Origin of the sequence: Actinoallomurus sp. CA-150999 (assembly GCF_050942425.1) — a bacterium.
Lineage (GTDB): Bacteria > Actinomycetota > Actinomycetes > Streptosporangiales > Streptosporangiaceae > Actinoallomurus.
Genome location: NZ_CP192063.1, coordinates 987,859 through 1,003,885 on the forward strand (window position 1 = coordinate 987,859; position 16,027 = coordinate 1,003,885).

Sequence of the window (16,027 nt, forward strand, 5' to 3'; positions counted from 1 at the left end):
TTCGACGGTATGCGATGATTCTTGCTCCGGTCGTCCCTCCTGCGTGGAGCCGGCGTGCCGGTCCCAGGGGAGGAACGGACAGCAGTGCAAGGTCCCTATCGGCGGCGCCCGCCGGACGGCCCGGAGCCGCAGGGCCCGCCGTCCCGCCTGTGGCGTCGGCCGGCACGGGACATCGGCTACCTGCCACCGCGCCGCCCGCACCGGCGGCGCAGCGCGGCCGGCACGATCGTCGGCGCGCTCGGCGGCGTCGCCGGGCTGTGCACGGTCGCGATCGTCGCCTACTCGCTGGCCGGCCCGGACCGGCCCGCGGCGGGTGCCGGCACCACCCAAGCACCGCCGAACGCGGGTAGCAGGCAGGCCGCGTTCGCCGGCCCGCTCTACCGCAGCGGAGCGCTCGACCCGGTCGGCTGCGCGCTCCCGCCGATCCGGCAGCACGACGAGGACTCGATGCGGGTCTTCCTCGACCGGCTGTCGGACTGCCTGGACAACGCGTGGCGGCGGCAGTTCGCCAAGGTGGGTCTGGCCGGCTTCGCAGCCCCGAGCCGGGTGTTCTGGAGCGAATCGGGCAGCAGCCCGTGCGGGTCGTACCCGGCTCCCGGCGCCGCCGCGTTCTACTGCCCGGCCAACGACACGATGTACGTCGGCCTCGGTGACGTCGTGGAGACCGCGGGCGACGAGCCGGTGTCGCACTACGCGGTGTACGCGCGGGTGATCGCGCACGAGTACGGCCACCACGTGCAGGAGGACGCGGGCATCCTCGAGTACGGCCACCGGCTGATGGCCGGCTCGGCCGCCGAGGCCCGCGACGAGACGAGCCGCCGGATCGAGTTGCAGGCGCAGTGCTTCGCGGGCGCGTTCCTGTCGGCCCAGCGCGACAGCCTCCCCATGACGTCCTCGCAGTACCGGGCGGTGCTGGCCGACGCGCGAGCGCGCGGCGACGACGGCCAGCCGGACGGCCGGCGCGACCACGGCTCCGGGGCCGACTACGCGGGCTGGGTGGCCCGCGGCTACACGCAGCGCGTCCTGTCGTCCTGCAACACGTGGACGGCCACCCCCGCGGACGTTTCCTGACAGGAGGAGAGTGAATGGCTGGACCGGGCTCATGGGGACCCCCGCCCCAGGGACACGGTCGGGGATACGGCCCGCCTCCGGGCCAGGGCCAGGGATATGGCCAGGGATACGGCCGGCCCCAGGGACAAGGCCAGGGATATGGCCAGTCCCAGGGATACGGCCAGGGATATGGCGCGCCGCAGGGCTACGGTCCTTCGTACGGTCCGCCGCAGGGTCCGCCGCCCCGGCCGCCGTACGGCCCCGGGCAGGGCGGGCCTCACTACGCGGGTCCCGGTTACGGCTACCGGCCACCGCCCCGGCGGCGGAGCGGCGGAGGCGTGCGCGGCATCGGCGTGCTCGGCCTCCTCGCCATCATCGGGGTGGTCGGCGCGGTGGCCTCGAAGGTGATCACCAGGCCGGGGTACACGCCGAACCGGCCGCCGGTCAGCGCACCCTCCGCACCGGGCCAGAACGCCGCGACCAGCACGCTGTACAAGGTCGGCCGGCTGCCCTCGGACGGTTGCCAGGGCCGGCAGATCACCCAGGGCGACTCGCGGTCGTTCCGGCTGTTCCTCGACGGGACGACCGACTGCCTGGACCACGCCTGGGGCCAGGGCTTCGCGCACGCCGGCATGCGGTTCACCGCGCCGCACCGGGTGTTCTGGTCCACGGGGGGCCAGAGCCCCTGCGGGACCTACCCATCGCCGGGCGTCGCCGCGTTCTACTGCCCGTCCAACCAGTCGATGTACATCGGCGTCACCGACGCCCAGAAGGCGGCGGGCGGCCTGCCGGTGCGCTACAACGTGGCGTACGCCCGGGAGATCGCCCACGAGTACGGCCACGCGATCCAGGACCAGTCCGGCATCCTCCAGTACGCCCAGCAGGCGAGGTCCGAGGCGACGAGCACCACGGCCCGCAACGCCGTCACCAAGCGCAGCGAACTGCAGGCCCAGTGCCTGTCCGGGCTGTTCCTGGGCTCGGTGCGCTCGACGTTCCCCGTCACGCCCGACCAGTGGGCGATGGCCCTGAAGGACTCGTACGAGCGCGGTGACGACGGGCGCCCTCTCGACGAGCGGGACCACGGCACGGACGCGCACTACCGCGGCTGGGTCCAGATCGGCTACAACCGCGGCACCACGTCGGCCTGCAACACCTGGGCGGCCCCGTCCGGCTCGGTGAACTGACCGGTCCCCGGCCCCGGCCGGGGACCGTCTCCGCCGCGCCGTCAAGCCCTCTGGCGCACGGCGAACTCGCGATGTGACTCGTTTCACCGCGAAGTGCTTGCAACTGCGCTTGCAATAGCAAGCACGGCGGCGCACAGTGGATACATGGCGACTTCCAAAGTCGGCTCCATCGGGGAGTACATCAAAGAGCAGCGCAAGCGGGCCAAGGTCTCGCTGCGCCAGCTGGCCGAGGTCACGGGCGTTTCGAACCCCTACCTCAGCCAGATCGAGCGTGGGCTGCGCAAGCCGAGCGCGGAGATCCTGCAGCAGATCGCCAAGGGTCTGCGCATCTCCGCCGAAGCCCTGTACGTGCAAGCAGGGATCCTCGACGAGCGAGAGGCCGACACGGACGTCCAGGCCGCGATCAGGGCGGACGCGGACCTGTCGGAACGCCAGAAGCAGGTGCTGCTCGACATCTACGAGTCGTTCCGCCGGGAGAACGAGTCCAGTGGGAAAGCCGCCACCGAAGCCACCTCATCAACCGAAGGGTGAACCCAGACATGCCGAACATCACCGATAAGCTGCGCGACTCCAAGGCCTTCTACGTCGCCGCGGGCGCCGGCGACCTCGCCGTCGAGAAGATCCGCGAGGTGCCGGAGCGGATCAACCGCCTCCAGGAGCGGACGGACCCGAAGGACCTGGGCGGCGTCGCGCTCGGCTACGCGGCCCGGGTCGGCGGCCGGGCCGCCGAGGTCGTCGACGAGCTCGCCGAGCGCGGGAAGAAGATCGTGAGCCGGGGCGAGCGGCAGAAGTCCACGCAGCAGCTGGAGGAGTCCGCCAAGTCCACGGTCCGTAAGGCCAAGACGGCCGCCGGCTCCGCCAAGGAGACCACCAGGACGGCCGGCAAGGCCGCGACCGACGCTTCCAAGACGGTCGGCAACTGACCATCGGGAGCGTGCGTGTGCCGGGAGCCCGGGCGGATGTATCCGCCCGGGCTCCCGTATTTCCGGCCGCGACCATCGGCACGACCCCGACGGAACGCATACGCTGGGGCCGTACGTGATGACATTCGACGCGGCGCTCGTACGACGCCGCCCTGGTACAGGGGGTTGATCGTGCTAGGTCCAGCCCAGAGTTTTGTCGGCAATCTTTTCTGGGTCGTGGCCATCGCCGCCTTCATCGTCGAGGTCTGGGCGTTCGTCGACGCCGTACGTCGGCCGGCGGGGGCCTACTCGGCCGCGGGGAAGCTCACGAAACAGCTGTGGCTGATCATCCTTGGGGTCGCGCTGTTGTTCGGCCTGGCCGGCGCGGTCAGGTTCGTCTCGATCATCCAGATGCTGCCGGTCATCGGCTTCATCGCCGCCGCCGTCTACCTCGCCGACGTGCGGCCCGCTGTGCGGCAGTACGGCCGCGGCGGCTCGTCCTCCTCGGGCCCGTACGGCCCCTGGTGAGCCGCCGGCCGGTCAGGGCCGGTCGAGCCCCCGTTTGCGAAGGTCGGCGACGAGCCGGTCGGCGATGTGACGGGCGCCCGCGGCGGTGGGGTGGGTGCCGTCGGGCAGGATGTACTGCGGTGCGTTGCCGGTGCCCAGGTCGTGGTCGCCGGTGATCCACTGTTCGCTCAGTGGGTCGATGTACGGCACCTTCGACTCCGCGGCGACGCTGCCCAGGGCGTCCCGGATGGCCGTGACCTCCTTGGGCGGGCTGCCGCCGCCCCACATCGGGCCGATGAGGAGGAGCCGCGCCGTCGCCCAGCGCTGGTGCACCGTGCCCAGCAGCTGCCGGGCCGCCTCGCCGACGTCCGCCGCCGGATGCCGCCGGTCGTTGTGGCCGCCAGAGACGATCACCAGGTCGGGTGCCGGGCGCCAGGCGAGCTGCTCGGTGAACAGCCGCGCGAAGTCCTTGCCGACCTTGCCCTTGGCGATGAACCCGGTCTGCCGGTAGCCGCCGATGATGACCTGCCAGCCCAGGGTCCGGGCGGTCTCGGCGGCGTACGTCTGCTCCGGTATCTGTCCCACCTTGCCGGCGGTGTAGCTGTCGCCCAGGAACATGACGACGGGCGCGTGCGCCGCGTGCTGTTTCGGCGCGCGGGACGGGCCGTCGGCGCGCGCCCGGCGTTCCGTACCGCCGCAGCCCGCGAGCGCGAGGAGGGCGACGGCCGTGGCGACACAACGTACGGCGCGTCGTCTCAATCCCGCTCCTTGAGGTCGGCGCCCGAAATGGACGTCCTAAGCTGATCTCCATGACGACCACGCACCGGACGCAGCGGCTTGAGCTGACCGACCAGACGCTGCGCGAGTGGGAAGCGGTCGTGCTCGATTCGGGACCCGGGGGGATCGTCCTCGACCGCTCGGCATTTTATCCGGGTGGAGGCGGCCAGCCGCCGGATCACGGGGTTTTGCTCTGGCAGGGCGTGCAGACGCGGATCGTCGGCGTCCGCAAGGGCGACGATCTTCACCTCCTTCCCCACGAGGACGACCCGATTCCGCCGGTCGGCACGGCCGTGCGCGGTGCGGTCGAGGATGAGCGGCGGACGAGCCTGATGCGGACCCACTCCGGTCTGCACATCCTGTGCGGCGTCGTCTTCCGCGACTACGGATGTCTCGTCACGGGCGGAAACATGGAGCCCGGGGCCGCAAGGATGGATTTCAACCTCCCCGAGGTCCCGGCCGGGTTCAAGGAGGCCGTCGAGGCCGCCTGCAACACCGAGATCCAGGCGGACCGGCGCATCGACGTCAAGACCTTGCCGCGCGCCGAGGCGTTCGCGATCCCCGACATCATCCGGACGGCGACCAATCTGGTACCGCCGGAGGTGGAGGACGTCCGCATCGTCGACATCGTCGGGCTGGACACCCAGGCCGACGGCGGCACCCACGTCGCGTCCACCCGGCAGGTCGGCCGTCTCCAGGTCGCCAAGATCGAGAACAAGGGCCGAGGCTTCCGGCGCGTCCGCGTCAAGATCCTCGACTGAGCGGTCGCCGCCCTGGGGATTCGACCACGCTCTGAACCGTTGCCCGGCGGTCGCCGCTGCGCGAGAGTTCCACCGTCGGGCTTTCACCGGAGGTTCGTGGTCATGCGCGGGGCTCCGTCGGTGTGCGTCAGGATCGTTGGGCGGCGACCTGCCGGACCTGTCTTCGCGACAGGGGCACGCCGAACACGCGGACGTCGTCGACGGCGCCCTGCCAGCCGTCGATCAGCGAGCCCTTGAACAGGGCGCGGCCGATGTCGAGCGGGCCGCTCGCGCGGGTGATGGTCGTACGTTTCCGGCAGGAGCCGCGCTCGCCGTCCACATAGAGGCAGAGCTGCCGTTCGGCGGGATCGAAGACCGCCGCGAGATGCGTCCACCGCCCTGGGGCGGGGCGGCGACCGCCGAAGGCGGTGTCGTCGCCGTTCGCCCATCCGCTGCCGCGGTCGGGGACCATGAAGGCCCAGTCGGTGTGCTCCGCGTCGTAGGCGAGCAGAACCACGTCGGGCGCGGCACCCTCTTCGTGCACGGCGACCACCGTGCCGGAACGGCTGGGGTCCTCCAGGAGCGCCCACGCCGTGATCGTGAAGGGCGCGTCGGTACGGATGACGGGTCCGCGGGCGACCGCGTGACCGTTCCCGCCGAGGCTGAGCGCATGGCCGGGCGGCGCCGTCGTACGGGTGGCGTCGCCGCTGATCCGCAGGTTCATGCCGTGGCCGGAGGCATCCAGCGCGGTCCGCCCGCCGGTCTCCTCGAATCGCCACCAGCCGACCGGCGTCGGCGGCGGTGGCGCCGCCGGCGCGACGGTGCGGGCCGAGGGACGCGGTGGCTCGTCCGGTATGGCGCGCGACGAGGCACTGATCACGAGGACCAGGAGACTCGACGCGAGCACGCCGACGCGGGCCAGCGGACCCGTGCGCCGCCCGGCGGGTCGCGAGCGGACCAGGGCGCCGTCCGTGCGCCTGGCCGGGTCCGCGTCGGGCTCCGAGGCGGCCGCGTCCGGGTGCGCGGTCGGACGAGGCCGCGAGGCGCCGGCCGGAGCCGCCGAGAGTTCTTCGGGGAACCTGGCGGCGTCGTCAGAGGCGACCGCCGGTGCTTCGCCGGGCGGCCGGATGTCGTCGGGAGAGAGCGCCTGTGGTCGGCCGGTGAGCCGGGCGTCGTCGGGAGGGACTGCCGCTGGTTCGCCGGGACGCCGGGCGGCGTCCTCGGCGGGAGCATCGGGCGCGACCGGGGATGGTCCCGTGTCGTCGGCGAGTGGGGACGGCTCCGCCGTGGGGCGGGAGTCGGAGTGGGCGCCGACGGCGAGGGCGCGTCGGACCGCCACCCATGCCGCGACCGTCTCGTCAAGACAGCCACACGCCCTTACGAATCCCTTGACCAGCTCTTCCCGGGGGAGCGACTCACGTTTGAGAGCGGAGGCGATCGTGCTGTGCGGCAGGACGTATCCGTGCTTCGCCGCCTCTTTCTCCAGCTCACGGTAGGTCAGGCCGGACCATGCCTTGAGCCGCCGTAGCTGTGCGACGAAATCCGTAGCAGTGTGCGCGTCATGAGGAACCGGGGCGGAACTCTCCAAAGACACGGAAGAGAACTTACCTCGTACGACCGCGTCAAGTGGCCTGTTGGGGCAGGTCGACGAAGGCGGGGCTGCCCGGATACTCCGGGCAGCCCCGCCATGCTGAGCCGCTTACTTCACGTGCTTGTAGCGGATGCCGTAGTACCCGCCGGCCTTCAGCTGCTTCCAGGACTTGAAGGCCCGGTTGGCCTTGGTGCCCGTTTGGTTCTCCTGGAGGACCCAGACACCCTTCGACGTCCGCTTTTCGACGAGAGCCACGTGACCGGCCTCGCTCTCCGGGTTATGGGTGACCGCGTCGCCCGGCAGGATTTTCTTCTTCCAGTTCTTGATGGGCGAGCTGTACCGCTTGCCGATCAGGGTGCCGGTCCATTCCTGGTTGCTGCGCAGACCCCACGCCATCGACACGAACCCGGAGCAGTCCTGCCGGTAGGAACCCTTGCTGTCGCAGTGCCACTTCTTCTTCGAGTACCAGACCTTGCCGATCCAGGTCTTGCCGCGCGCGACGATCTGTGCGCGCGTCAGATGCAGATCTTTCTTGGGTTGGGGAGTCTTGCATTTACTGGCAGCGTCGATGGACGCCTGGTCCGTCGGCGTCGTGACGTTGGTGCGGTGGCTCGCGGCGTTCGCGGTGCTCGCGCCGGCGACGCCGACCAGTGCCACGGCCGCCAACTGGATGGGGATGAGCGTTTTGATGGAGGGCTTCATCGTTCCCCGTTTCGTCTCGGGAGGGGCGAACAGTGAAGAGCGTTGCGGAGTCCTGAGTCGACCCACAAGAGTTTCGAGCAGGCGTAAAAGGGATCGAAGTCAGAGGGGCGTGCCGGTACGAAAGGAGGTTCCGCAGGCTCTTTGGAGTGTTGTTTTTGATCACGATCTAAAGCATTGTCGCTATTCGCTGTGATTCGCCAGGCTCTGGAGTGCGCGGGACATCGCGGCGGGGCCGAGTTTCGCGAAGGCTGAAAGGCTCGCTTTTGGTCTCGGTTGGACTCGGTCGCGCTCGGACCATGACGATTCCAGGGAGGAATCAATGCGTAAGCAGATCGTGGGGCTGCTCGGCGCGGCCTCGATCGCCTCGACGGCGATGATCGCCGCGGCCCCGATGGCCGATGCCTCCACCTCGGCCAAGCTGGTCAGTTGCGGTAAGGCCGGCAAGGTCACGAAGAAGATGTGCACGCTGTACAAGAAGGCGAACACGGTCTCGTCTACGGAAAGATCGGCGAAAAGGCTAAGAAGGACGACAAGACTCACGGCACGAAGATGATGAAGTGGCTGGTGAAGAACCACGCCAAGTACTCCATCGACCACGTCATCTGGCAGGGCATCATCTACTCGCCGAACGGCAACTGGCTCGGCCACCCGGACAAGCATTGCAAGAAGCACTCCGGCGCCACGACTTGCCACCGGGACCACGTGCACGTGGCGGTCAGGCCGTAAGGCCCTCGGTCGACGGGCGGCCGTGGAGATCCCTGAGACCGCCCGGCACCGTGGCTCATTTCAGAAACGTGAGCGGGGCTGTCCGGACACCTCGGACAGCCCCGCTTTCCTATAGGTGCCTGATTCACTTGGCGATCGTTCACATGGCATTGACGCCGATCACATTGCCTGTCGGCTCAACCGTTCGGACACCATAGGGCGCTGCCGGCTGATCGGCGCTCCTGGGGACGACGTAAGCAGGGTCAGCCCGAGATCTGTGATCTCGTGGCAGACGGAGTAGCCGTCGCGTCGGGTGGTGATGAGGCCGGCCTCCCGGAGCACCTTGGTGTGATGGCTCACCGAGGCGGGGGAGATGCCGGCGGCCTTGGCGATGTCCGTCGTACTGCACCCGGCCATGCTCGTCTTGAGCACGGTGGTCCGCGTGCGGCCGAGCAGTCCTTCCAGGGGCTCCCCGCGAGTCTCCTCGTCGGTGTCGACCTTCTCCAGCCACGTGCGTCGGCTGACGGGAAAGACGAGCAGGGGCGGCCGCTCGGGATCCCGGAGGGTGATCGGGTGGTGGCGGCAGAAGAACGACGGGAGGAGGACCAGGCCGCGTCCGTTCAAGGTGATGTCCTGGTCGACGTAGTCGTCGACCTGAAGCACCGGGTGCTCCCAGCGGGCGTGCGGGTGGAGCGTGCCCAAGGCGCGTTCCACGCCGTGGTCGGCCAGCGTCTGGACGAGGCGCAGGCGCTCGGCCTCGATGTCGCGCGTGATCTGCCTCCAGTGGGGCGCCAGCGCGAGGGTGAAGAACCTCTGCAGGTCGTGGGCCACTCGCCGGACGGCCGCCGTGGTATCGAGCGACCGCGCGATGTAGGGCTTACGGCCGTGCCGTGCGAATTCGGTGAAGTCGCGGGCCAGCTGATCCGGGGTGGTGGCCAGGACCTTCTGTAGTCCCTCATTCAGGGTGGCCGTTCCGCGCGTGGGGGTGATGAAGTCGGCGGAGTAGCCACGCGGTGGCGCGATCTCGAATAGCGGGGAAAGTGATTGTGGCATCAGGGGACGGGTGCGCCGCCGCCATCCGTCCAACGCGATTTCCTCGTTGCGTTCCTGGATCGCGTGCAGACTCAGCAGGATTTCCCAGAGCACGTCCGCCGATGGGGCAACGGTGGTGCGGGCGAGATCCTCTGGCTCGAAGTGGATCCGCAGCATTGACAGCCCTCCGCGTCGATATTGAGCCCTTGTTCGGTTGACGCCACTAGATCTATAGAAGCGCCGTGCCGTGGGGCAAGACTGAGGCTGTTCGACCCTGTTCGAATCCGTTCGAGGGTGCGCTGACGAGGCGGAACACCGCGCATTAGATCGATTTTCAACGTGCCAGAGTCCGTGGCTCGCTTCACGGCACGGGCCGGGTGAGGGCGGGGACGGACCCGAGGCCGTGCTCGACGATGGCCAGGGCGCGGTCGACCGCCTCGCGGGTGGCCTCCGGGTCGTATCCCTGGGCGCGGCAGTGGGCGATGACGGCGTTCATGCCGCCGACGAGCGCACCGGCGATCACGATGGCGTCGATCTCGCCGATGTCCGGGGAGAGCTCGGTCAGCCGTTCGACGACGTGCTGCTCGAGGTCGTGCATCCGCTTGAGGGCCCGCGCCTGGAGGGAGGGACGCTCGAGGATGAGCTGGATCTGGACCGCGCCGTACTCCCCGTGTGCGGCGGCGATCGCGTCGCTCATCTCGAAGACGATGCGGCGCATGGACTCCAGGGGAGTCTCGCCCGCGGGCCGGCGCGCGACGCCCTCCCGTACCTCGGCCAGGCGCTCGTCGATCTCCGCGAAGACGACGTCCTCCTTGGACGGGAAGTAGCTGAAGAACGTCCGCGGGGACACGTCGGCGGCCTCGGTGATGTCCGCGATCGTCGTCTCCTCGTAGCCGCGCTCGGCGAACAGGCGGAGGGCGGCTTCCGCGATCGCCCGCCGGGTCTTCAGCTTCTTCCGCTCCCGCAGGCCCATGTGATCCATCTCACCAATATATACAGTCGCTGCGACTTTGCAGGCGTTGCAAAGTTTCACCTCTCGTGCTGTTCTGTGGCTATGTCGGGGATTCTGGGGAGACTGGGGCGGTTCTGTGCCCGCCACGCGCGGTGGGTGATCCTGGTCTGGCTCGCCGTCGCGGTCGGCACCGGAGTCCTCGGAGCCGCCCGGGGCGGCACCTTCGTGCAGCAGGATCGCCTCCCCGGCACCGAGACCCAGCGCTCCATCGACCTGCTCCGCAAGAACTTCGCCGAGGTCACCGGGCCGACGGCCACGATCGTCTTCCACCCGCAACAGGGCGTCTCCATGTCCGACTGGCGCGTCGCGCTCCAGGTCGGAAAGGCCATCCAGCAGGTCGGCACGCTGCCCCGCGTCGCCATGGCGGAGAACCCCTACGGCGGCACCGGCGGCACCAAGGGCGCGAACGCCGTCGTCGCCGTCGCGCACTTCAAGGGCACCGCCCGCGACCTCTCCCTGGACGACCTGCACGCCCTCGAAGAGGCGACGGAGCCGGCCCGGCAGGCCGGCGTCGAGGTGGAATTCGGCGGCATCGTCACGACGATTCTCAACCAGCCGAAGGCGGGTCCCAAGGAGGGCATCGGCGTCGTCCTCGCCCTCGGCGTGCTGCTGGCCGCGTTCGGGTCGTTCCTCGCGGCCGGCGTGCCGATCGTCGTGTCCCTGTGCGCGATGGCGGTGGCGTACTCCCTCATCCATGTCGGCGCGTCGATCTGGCAGGTCCACCCGACCGCGCCCATGGTCGCGGCCATGCTCGGCCTCGGCGCGGGCATCGACTACGCGCTGTTCGTCGTCACACGCCACCGGCAACAACTCGCCGAGGGCATGGGCGTGGAGGAGTCGGTCGGCGAGGCGCTGGCGACCTCCGGGCACGCCGTCGTGTTCGCGGGCGGCACGGTCCTGTTCGCGATCTGCGGCCTGTGGTTCTCCGGCATCACCTTCGTCGGCATCATCGGACTCGCGACGGCGACGGCCGTGGCCTTCATGGTCACAGCGGCTCTCACGCTGCTCCCCGCCGTGCTCGGCGTCCTCGGCACGAACATCGACCGCTACCGGCTGCCCCGCATCCGGCCCGACCGCTCGACGCACCGCTGGGAGCGCTGGGGCCGCCACGTCGACCGGCACGCCTGGCCGTACGCGATCGCGGCGACGCTCGTGCTGCTCTTCCTCGCGCTACCGGTGCTCAGCCTGCGCTTCGGCATCATGTCCGACAGCACACTGCCGCACTCCACCAGCGCCCGTCGTGCGTACGACGTGACGGCGAAGGAGTTCGGACCCGGCTGGTACAGCCCGTTCGTGGTCGTCGCCACCGTCCCGAGCCCCGCGCGTCCGCCGCAGGCGGACGAGAACACCAGGACCGCCAAGGGCTGGACGGCCCTGCGCCAGGAGCCGGGCGGACGGCTGGCCGTCAGCCCGGACGACAAGCCGACGCCGAACCCGGAGGCCCGCCGCCTGGGCGATGACCTGCGGCGCGGCCTTCAGAAGGCGCCCGGCGTCGCCTCCGTCGACGACCCGGTCGTCATCGGCGACAGCGTCACGATCCAGGTCGCGCCCACCACGCCGCCGCAGGCCGCCGCGACCGCCGACCTCGTACGGCGGCTGCGGACGTCGGTGATCCCGCCGACCGTGGCCCGCCATCCGGGAGCACGCGCCTACCTGGGCGGGGCGTCGCCGGCGATCATCGACATGGCGACGATCGTCAAGCAGCGCATGCCGTACGTCATGATCATCGTCGTCGTGGTCGCGCTGGTGCTGCTCGTCATCGCGTTCCGCTCGATCATCGTGCCGATCAAGGCCGCGCTGATGAACATGCTGTCCATCGGCGCGGCGTACGGCGTGGTGGTGGCCGTCTTCCAGTGGGGCTGGGGCATCGACCTGATCGGTCTCGACCAGCCGACGCCGATCGTGTCGTTCGTGCCGCTGTTCATGTTCGCGCTGCTGTTCGGCCTGTCGATGGACTACGAGGTCTTCCTGCTGTCCCGGATCCGCGAGGAGTACCTCCGCACCGGCGACCCGCACGGCAGCGTCGTCACCGGCATCGCCTCGACCGCCCGGCTCATCACCTCGGCCGCGCTCATCATGATCTGCGTGTTCCTGAGCTTCCTGCCGCAGCCGGACTCGATGGTCAAGATGATGGGCCTCGGCCTGGCCGCCGCGGTCGCCGTGGACGCCACGGTCGTCCGCCTCGTGCTGGTCCCGGCCCTGATGAGCCTCCTCGGCCACGCCAACTGGTGGTTCCCGGGCCGCCGCCGTCCGCCCCCGCCACCCGTACGCCCCGAGGAACGCGCCCTCGAACACGCGTGACCGCCGGGCCCTCAGGCCGGGGTGAACCTCGCCGGGAGTGCCGACAGGCCGCGGAACAGCGGCGACGGCCGCCAGGTCAGCGCATCGGCCGGCACCGTGAGGAACACGTCCGGGAGCCGGTCGAGCAGGACCTCGATCGCGGCCTCGGCGATGACCTCGGCGATCTGCTGGGCCGCGTACGGGCACCGGTGCGAGCCATGGCTGAACGACATGTACGCCTGGTTGCCGATCGAGGTCAGGGGGTCCATCCGTACGAGCGGGTCATGGTTGGCCGCGGCCAGGCCGAGGATGAGCAGGTCGCCCTTGCGGAGTTGCCGGCCGCCCAACTGGACGTCGCAGGCGGCGAACCGGCCCGGGAAGTTCTGGGTCGGCGTGTCCTCCCAGAGCACCTCGTTGAGTGCCTGGCCGACGCTCCGGCGTCCGCCGAACAAGGTCGTCCCGAAGCGGTCGTCGGTGAGCAGCAGCCGCAGGGTGTTGCCGATCCAGTACGCGGTGGGCAACTGCCCGGCGTTCATCAGGTGGAGCAGATCCTCGGCGATCTCCTCGTCGGTGAGCCCGGCCGGGTGCGCCAGCAGCCGTGACGTGACATCGGAGGCGGGGTTCTCCCGTCGGAACCGCACCAGCCGTTGCACCTTCTCGCGGACGCGCCCGTAGGCCTCGTTCGCGCCCTCGCCCGCGGCGTGCGTCGTATAGACCTCACGGACCAGGTCGGCGGTCTCCGCCTCCGGCACGCCGATCATCCGGGCCACGACGGGCAGCGGCACTCCATCGGCGTACTGCGCGATCAGGTCGGCCTCACCGCTCCCGGCGAACGCGTCGATGAGCCGATCGGCGACCTGCTGGGCCTCCGTCCGCAAGGTGAACTGGTCGACATCGGCGAGCGCGGCGTCGAGCGCCCCGGAACGCCGCTCATGCTCGGCGCCCTCGGTGAACATCATGGTGGGCTGGTAGCCGATGAGCGGGAGCAGCGGCCAGTCGGCCGGGACCCGATCCCAGGCGTTCCAGCGCCGTGAGTCGCGCCCGAAGATCTGCGGATTCCCCGTGACGTACTGCACCTCGCGGTAGCCCAGCACCAACCACGCGGGCACGTCGCCGTCGAGCAGGACCGGAGCCACCGGGCCGTGCGCGCGCCGCATCTCGGCATAGAGGTCAGCGGACTTCCGCTGGAACTCCGGCCCGTACAGCGGGATCCGGGATCCGGCGAGCGGATCCTGGGACGACGGGTTCGTCATCGGGCACTCCTTGGCGTTACCGAGAGGCATCAGCGACACAGCGATCCACACGGCGGGGTGACCGGGACAATAACCGCTTTTCGGACTCTTTGGGTGGTGCTGAGTGTTTGGTCCGTTTCCGACTTTCAGTCACGGCACGGGTCAGCCGAGTGGCCCGTTCCACGGCCGGTGATCTGTCACCGCTCCGGACCATGCTGAGCACATGACACACGAGCCGTTCACGATCGCCATCGCGCAGGAGGTCCTCGATGACCTTCGCCACCGCCTGGATCGCACCCGGTTCGCCGAGCCGACCCCGGGCGCACCGTGGGCGGCGGGCACCGATCCGCACTATCTGCGGGAGCTGGTGGACTACTGGGCGCGCGGCTTCGACTGGCGAGCGCGTGAAGCAGAACTCAACGCACTGCCCCATCGGCTGGCCGACATCGACGGCACGCCCGTCCACTATGTCCACGTCAGGGGAGTGCGCGCTCCGGGCGCGGCTCCGCCGCCGGCGCTCGTGTTGACCCACGGCTGGCCCAGCAGCTTCGTGGAAATGCTGCCGCTGGTGCCGTTGCTCACCGACCCGGGCCGCCACGGCGCGGATCCAGGCAACGCGTTCGACGTGGTCATTCCCTCGCTGCCGGGGCACCTGTTCTCCGGGACCCCAGAGGGCCCGATCACCCGTCCGCTCATCGCCGGGCTGTGGGTCAGGCTGATGTCCGAGCTGGGGTACGAGCGGTTCGGCGCCCACGGTGGTGACATCGGCGCCGATGTCACCAACTGGCTGGCGATCGAGCATGCCGACCGGCTGATCGGCATCCACACGATCCACCCGAAGCTGCCCACCGAGCCCGACCCGCAGCGGCCGCTCTCAGCGGCCGAACAGGCCTATCTGGATCTGCGGGCCGTCGAGGACGAGGAGGACGGCGGCTACAGCGCCATGCAGATCACCCGCCCCGACACGCTCACCGCGGCCCTGCTCGACTCCCCGGCGGGCCTGGCCGCCTGGATCGTCGACAAATACCGCGCGTGGGGCGACTGTGGCGGCGACGTCGAGTCGCGGTTCTCCAAGGACCTGCTCCTCACCATCGTCACGCTCTACTGGGCGACCGGTTCGATCGGCACCTCGTTCCGCACGTATCACGACTACCCGCTCAACCCGCCGCGACCGCTGATCCACGTACCGACGGCCGTCACCCTCAGCACCGAGGACGCCACCTACCCGCGGGAGCTCGCGGAGCGCAGCTACACCGACATCCGGCAGTGGCGTGACGCCGATGCCGGCGGGCACTTCATGCCGCTGGAGGAGCCCGAGACGGTCGCCGAACAGATACGCGCGTTCTTCCGGTCCCTGCGGGAGTCGTAGGTTCGGAGCTCGTCAGGTGTGCTGGGGCATCGTGGTCCGGTAGTGCTCGGCGATCTCGTCGCTGGTGGTCAGCCACACGTCGGGCTGTGCGGCGAGGTAGGCCAGCGCCTGGTCGAGGTACTTCGCGCGGAACGCCTGGCCGATCACGAACGGGTGCAGGGCCAGCGCCATCACCCGGCCGCTGTCCTGTGAGTCCGCGCGCAGCTGCTCGTACTGGTCCCGCACCACCTGGACGAACTCCGGTCCGGTGGTGCCCTTGCCGAAGAGGCCCAGGTCGTTCAGCTCCACGGTGTACGGGACACTGATCATCCCGGGCACGTTCAACGGGTAGGGCTGGTCGTCGTTGGTCCAGTCCAGCACGTACGTGAGGCCGAGTTCGGCGAGCAGGGCCGGGGTGTCGAACGTCTCGGTCAGTCCCGGTCCCATCCAGCCGCGCGGCCGACGGCCGGTCGCCCCGGCGATGGTGTCGACGACCTCGGAGAGCACGGCGCGTTCCTCGTCGCGCGTCATGCCGGTGTGCAGGATCGAGTTGGTCCGCCCGTGCGCGAGCCACACCCAGTCCCGCTCCACGCCGGCCTTGACGATCTGCGGGTAGTGGTGGACGACGTCGGAGTTCAGCAGCACGCTGGCCCGGACACCGTGCCGGTCGAGGCTCTCCAGGACACGCCAGATGCCGACGCGGGGGCCGTAGTCGCGCCAGCCGTAGTTGAGCGCGTCGGGAACCAGCTCGGCGGTCCCGGGCCAGATGCTGGTGGAGGGGCGGTCGACCAGGAAGTGCTCGACGTTGAGTCCGACGTAGACGGCGACCCTCGCGCCGCCGGGCCAGCTGATCGGAGAGCGCTCGGTGATGGGGCTGTAGTCGTACAGTTCATTGGCAGATCGCATGGTCCAACGATCGGGTGTGCGGCGAGCCGGAACGAGATCGTTGTTCTCACCGATCGGTG

General features: G+C 69.8%; 17 protein-coding genes. 9 read left to right on the forward strand and 8 right to left on the reverse strand.

Annotated features, from left to right (window positions below):
• Positions 1–84 precede the first annotated feature (84 nt).
• The 5 genes from ACQP2O_RS04670 to ACQP2O_RS04690 all read left to right on the forward strand — a co-directional run bounded on the left by ACQP2O_RS04670 (position 85) and on the right by ACQP2O_RS04690 (position 3,664).
• A complete protein-coding gene (locus ACQP2O_RS04670) occupies positions 85–1,071 on the forward strand; it encodes a neutral zinc metallopeptidase (protein WP_433180205.1) in 987 nt (328 codons plus the stop codon).
• Between the two features lie 317 nt (positions 1,072–1,388).
• Positions 1,389–2,234, forward strand: a complete 846-nt coding sequence (locus tag ACQP2O_RS04675) for a neutral zinc metallopeptidase (RefSeq protein ID WP_433180207.1) — start codon at positions 1,389–1,391, stop codon at positions 2,232–2,234.
• A gap of 144 nt (positions 2,235–2,378) precedes the next feature.
• Complete coding sequence (locus ACQP2O_RS04680) at positions 2,379–2,765, forward strand: helix-turn-helix domain-containing protein (RefSeq protein WP_433180209.1); 387 nt, start codon at positions 2,379–2,381, stop codon at positions 2,763–2,765.
• Between the two features lie 8 nt (positions 2,766–2,773).
• On the forward strand, positions 2,774–3,157 hold the full coding sequence (locus ACQP2O_RS04685) for a hypothetical protein (protein WP_433180211.1): 384 nt from the start codon (positions 2,774–2,776) through the stop codon (positions 3,155–3,157).
• Between the two features lie 171 nt (positions 3,158–3,328).
• Positions 3,329–3,664 (forward strand): DUF2516 family protein, encoded by a 336-nt coding sequence (locus ACQP2O_RS04690; protein WP_360889273.1) that lies wholly within the window; start codon positions 3,329–3,331, stop codon positions 3,662–3,664.
• Positions 3,665–3,676: 12 nt separating this feature from the next.
• Here ACQP2O_RS04690 and ACQP2O_RS04695 read toward each other — a convergent pair whose 3' ends face one another.
• Positions 3,677–4,402, reverse strand: a complete 726-nt coding sequence (locus ACQP2O_RS04695; RefSeq protein ID WP_433180213.1) for an SGNH/GDSL hydrolase family protein — start codon at positions 4,400–4,402, stop codon at positions 3,677–3,679.
• A 50-nt stretch (positions 4,403–4,452) separates the two neighbouring features.
• Here ACQP2O_RS04695 and ACQP2O_RS04700 point away from each other — a divergent pair, with 50 nt between their 5' ends.
• Entirely contained in the window at positions 4,453–5,181 is a 729-nt protein-coding gene (locus tag ACQP2O_RS04700) for an alanyl-tRNA editing protein (protein WP_433180214.1), read from the forward strand.
• 127 nt (positions 5,182–5,308) lie between these two features.
• Here ACQP2O_RS04700 and ACQP2O_RS04705 read toward each other — a convergent pair whose 3' ends face one another.
• The 3 genes from ACQP2O_RS04705 to ACQP2O_RS04715 form a co-directional block, all read right to left on the reverse strand.
• Complete coding sequence (locus tag ACQP2O_RS04705) at positions 5,309–6,754, reverse strand: LamG-like jellyroll fold domain-containing protein (protein ID WP_433180216.1); 1,446 nt, start codon at positions 6,752–6,754, stop codon at positions 5,309–5,311.
• A 105-nt stretch (positions 6,755–6,859) separates the two neighbouring features.
• Positions 6,860–7,453: a hypothetical protein gene (locus ACQP2O_RS04710; protein WP_433180218.1), complete on the reverse strand. Its 594-nt coding sequence runs from the start codon at positions 7,451–7,453 to the stop codon at positions 6,860–6,862.
• A gap of 180 nt (positions 7,454–7,633) precedes the next feature.
• Positions 7,634–7,993 (reverse strand): hypothetical protein, encoded by a 360-nt coding sequence (locus ACQP2O_RS04715; RefSeq protein WP_433180220.1) that lies wholly within the window; start codon positions 7,991–7,993, stop codon positions 7,634–7,636.
• 9 nt (positions 7,994–8,002) lie between these two features.
• Here ACQP2O_RS04715 and ACQP2O_RS04720 point away from each other — a divergent pair, with 9 nt between their 5' ends.
• Positions 8,003–8,179: a hypothetical protein gene (locus ACQP2O_RS04720; RefSeq protein WP_433180222.1), complete on the forward strand. Its 177-nt coding sequence runs from the start codon at positions 8,003–8,005 to the stop codon at positions 8,177–8,179.
• Positions 8,180–8,338: 159 nt separating this feature from the next.
• Here ACQP2O_RS04720 and ACQP2O_RS04725 read toward each other — a convergent pair whose 3' ends face one another.
• The gene (locus ACQP2O_RS04725; protein WP_433180224.1) at positions 8,339–9,367 is read right to left on the reverse strand and encodes an ArsR family transcriptional regulator; all 1,029 of its coding nucleotides are present in this window, start codon (positions 9,365–9,367) and stop codon (positions 8,339–8,341) included.
• Between the two features lie 184 nt (positions 9,368–9,551).
• On the reverse strand, positions 9,552–10,172 hold the full coding sequence (locus tag ACQP2O_RS04730) for a TetR family transcriptional regulator (RefSeq protein ID WP_433180226.1): 621 nt from the start codon (positions 10,170–10,172) through the stop codon (positions 9,552–9,554).
• A gap of 72 nt (positions 10,173–10,244) precedes the next feature.
• Between ACQP2O_RS04730 and ACQP2O_RS04735 the strand changes: the two genes are divergently transcribed.
• Positions 10,245–12,503 carry an MMPL family transporter gene (locus tag ACQP2O_RS04735; protein WP_433180228.1) on the forward strand — a complete coding sequence of 753 codons (2,259 nt, stop codon included), beginning with the start codon at positions 10,245–10,247 and terminating at the stop codon, positions 12,501–12,503.
• Positions 12,504–12,514: 11 nt separating this feature from the next.
• Here ACQP2O_RS04735 and ACQP2O_RS04740 read toward each other — a convergent pair whose 3' ends face one another.
• Complete coding sequence (locus ACQP2O_RS04740) at positions 12,515–13,735, reverse strand: cytochrome P450 (RefSeq protein WP_433180229.1); 1,221 nt, start codon at positions 13,733–13,735, stop codon at positions 12,515–12,517.
• A 202-nt stretch (positions 13,736–13,937) separates the two neighbouring features.
• Here ACQP2O_RS04740 and ACQP2O_RS04745 point away from each other — a divergent pair, with 202 nt between their 5' ends.
• Positions 13,938–15,083, forward strand: a complete 1,146-nt coding sequence (locus ACQP2O_RS04745; protein WP_433180231.1) for an epoxide hydrolase family protein — start codon at positions 13,938–13,940, stop codon at positions 15,081–15,083.
• 12 nt (positions 15,084–15,095) lie between these two features.
• On the opposite strand, the gene ACQP2O_RS04750 is transcribed toward ACQP2O_RS04745, so the two are convergent.
• Complete coding sequence (locus ACQP2O_RS04750) at positions 15,096–15,968, reverse strand: polysaccharide deacetylase family protein (RefSeq protein ID WP_433180233.1); 873 nt, start codon at positions 15,966–15,968, stop codon at positions 15,096–15,098.
• Between the last annotated feature and the right edge of the window lie 59 nt (positions 15,969–16,027).

Bases quoted from the DNA above. Each gene is read 5' to 3' on its own strand.
- ACQP2O_RS04680 (WP_433180209.1), top strand. From the start codon at position 2,379: ATGGCGACTTCCAAAGTCGGCTCCATCGGGGAGTACATCAAAGAGCAG.
- ACQP2O_RS04685 (WP_433180211.1), top strand. From the start codon at position 2,774: ATGCCGAACATCACCGATAAGCTGCGCGACTCCAAGGCCTTCTACGTC.
- ACQP2O_RS04700 (WP_433180214.1), top strand. From the start codon at position 4,453: ATGACGACCACGCACCGGACGCAGCGGCTTGAGCTGACCGACCAGACG.
- ACQP2O_RS04710 (WP_433180218.1), bottom strand. From the start codon at position 7,453: ATGAAGCCCTCCATCAAAACGCTCATCCCCATCCAGTTGGCGGCCGTG.
- ACQP2O_RS04720 (WP_433180222.1), top strand. From the start codon at position 8,003: ATGATGAAGTGGCTGGTGAAGAACCACGCCAAGTACTCCATCGACCAC.
- ACQP2O_RS04725 (WP_433180224.1), bottom strand. From the start codon at position 9,367: ATGCTGCGGATCCACTTCGAGCCAGAGGATCTCGCCCGCACCACCGTT.
- ACQP2O_RS04730 (WP_433180226.1), bottom strand. From the start codon at position 10,172: ATGGATCACATGGGCCTGCGGGAGCGGAAGAAGCTGAAGACCCGGCGG.
- ACQP2O_RS04735 (WP_433180228.1), top strand. From the start codon at position 10,245: ATGTCGGGGATTCTGGGGAGACTGGGGCGGTTCTGTGCCCGCCACGCG.
- ACQP2O_RS04740 (WP_433180229.1), bottom strand. From the start codon at position 13,735: ATGACGAACCCGTCGTCCCAGGATCCGCTCGCCGGATCCCGGATCCCG.
- ACQP2O_RS04745 (WP_433180231.1), top strand. From the start codon at position 13,938: ATGACACACGAGCCGTTCACGATCGCCATCGCGCAGGAGGTCCTCGAT.
- ACQP2O_RS04750 (WP_433180233.1), bottom strand. From the start codon at position 15,968: ATGCGATCTGCCAATGAACTGTACGACTACAGCCCCATCACCGAGCGC.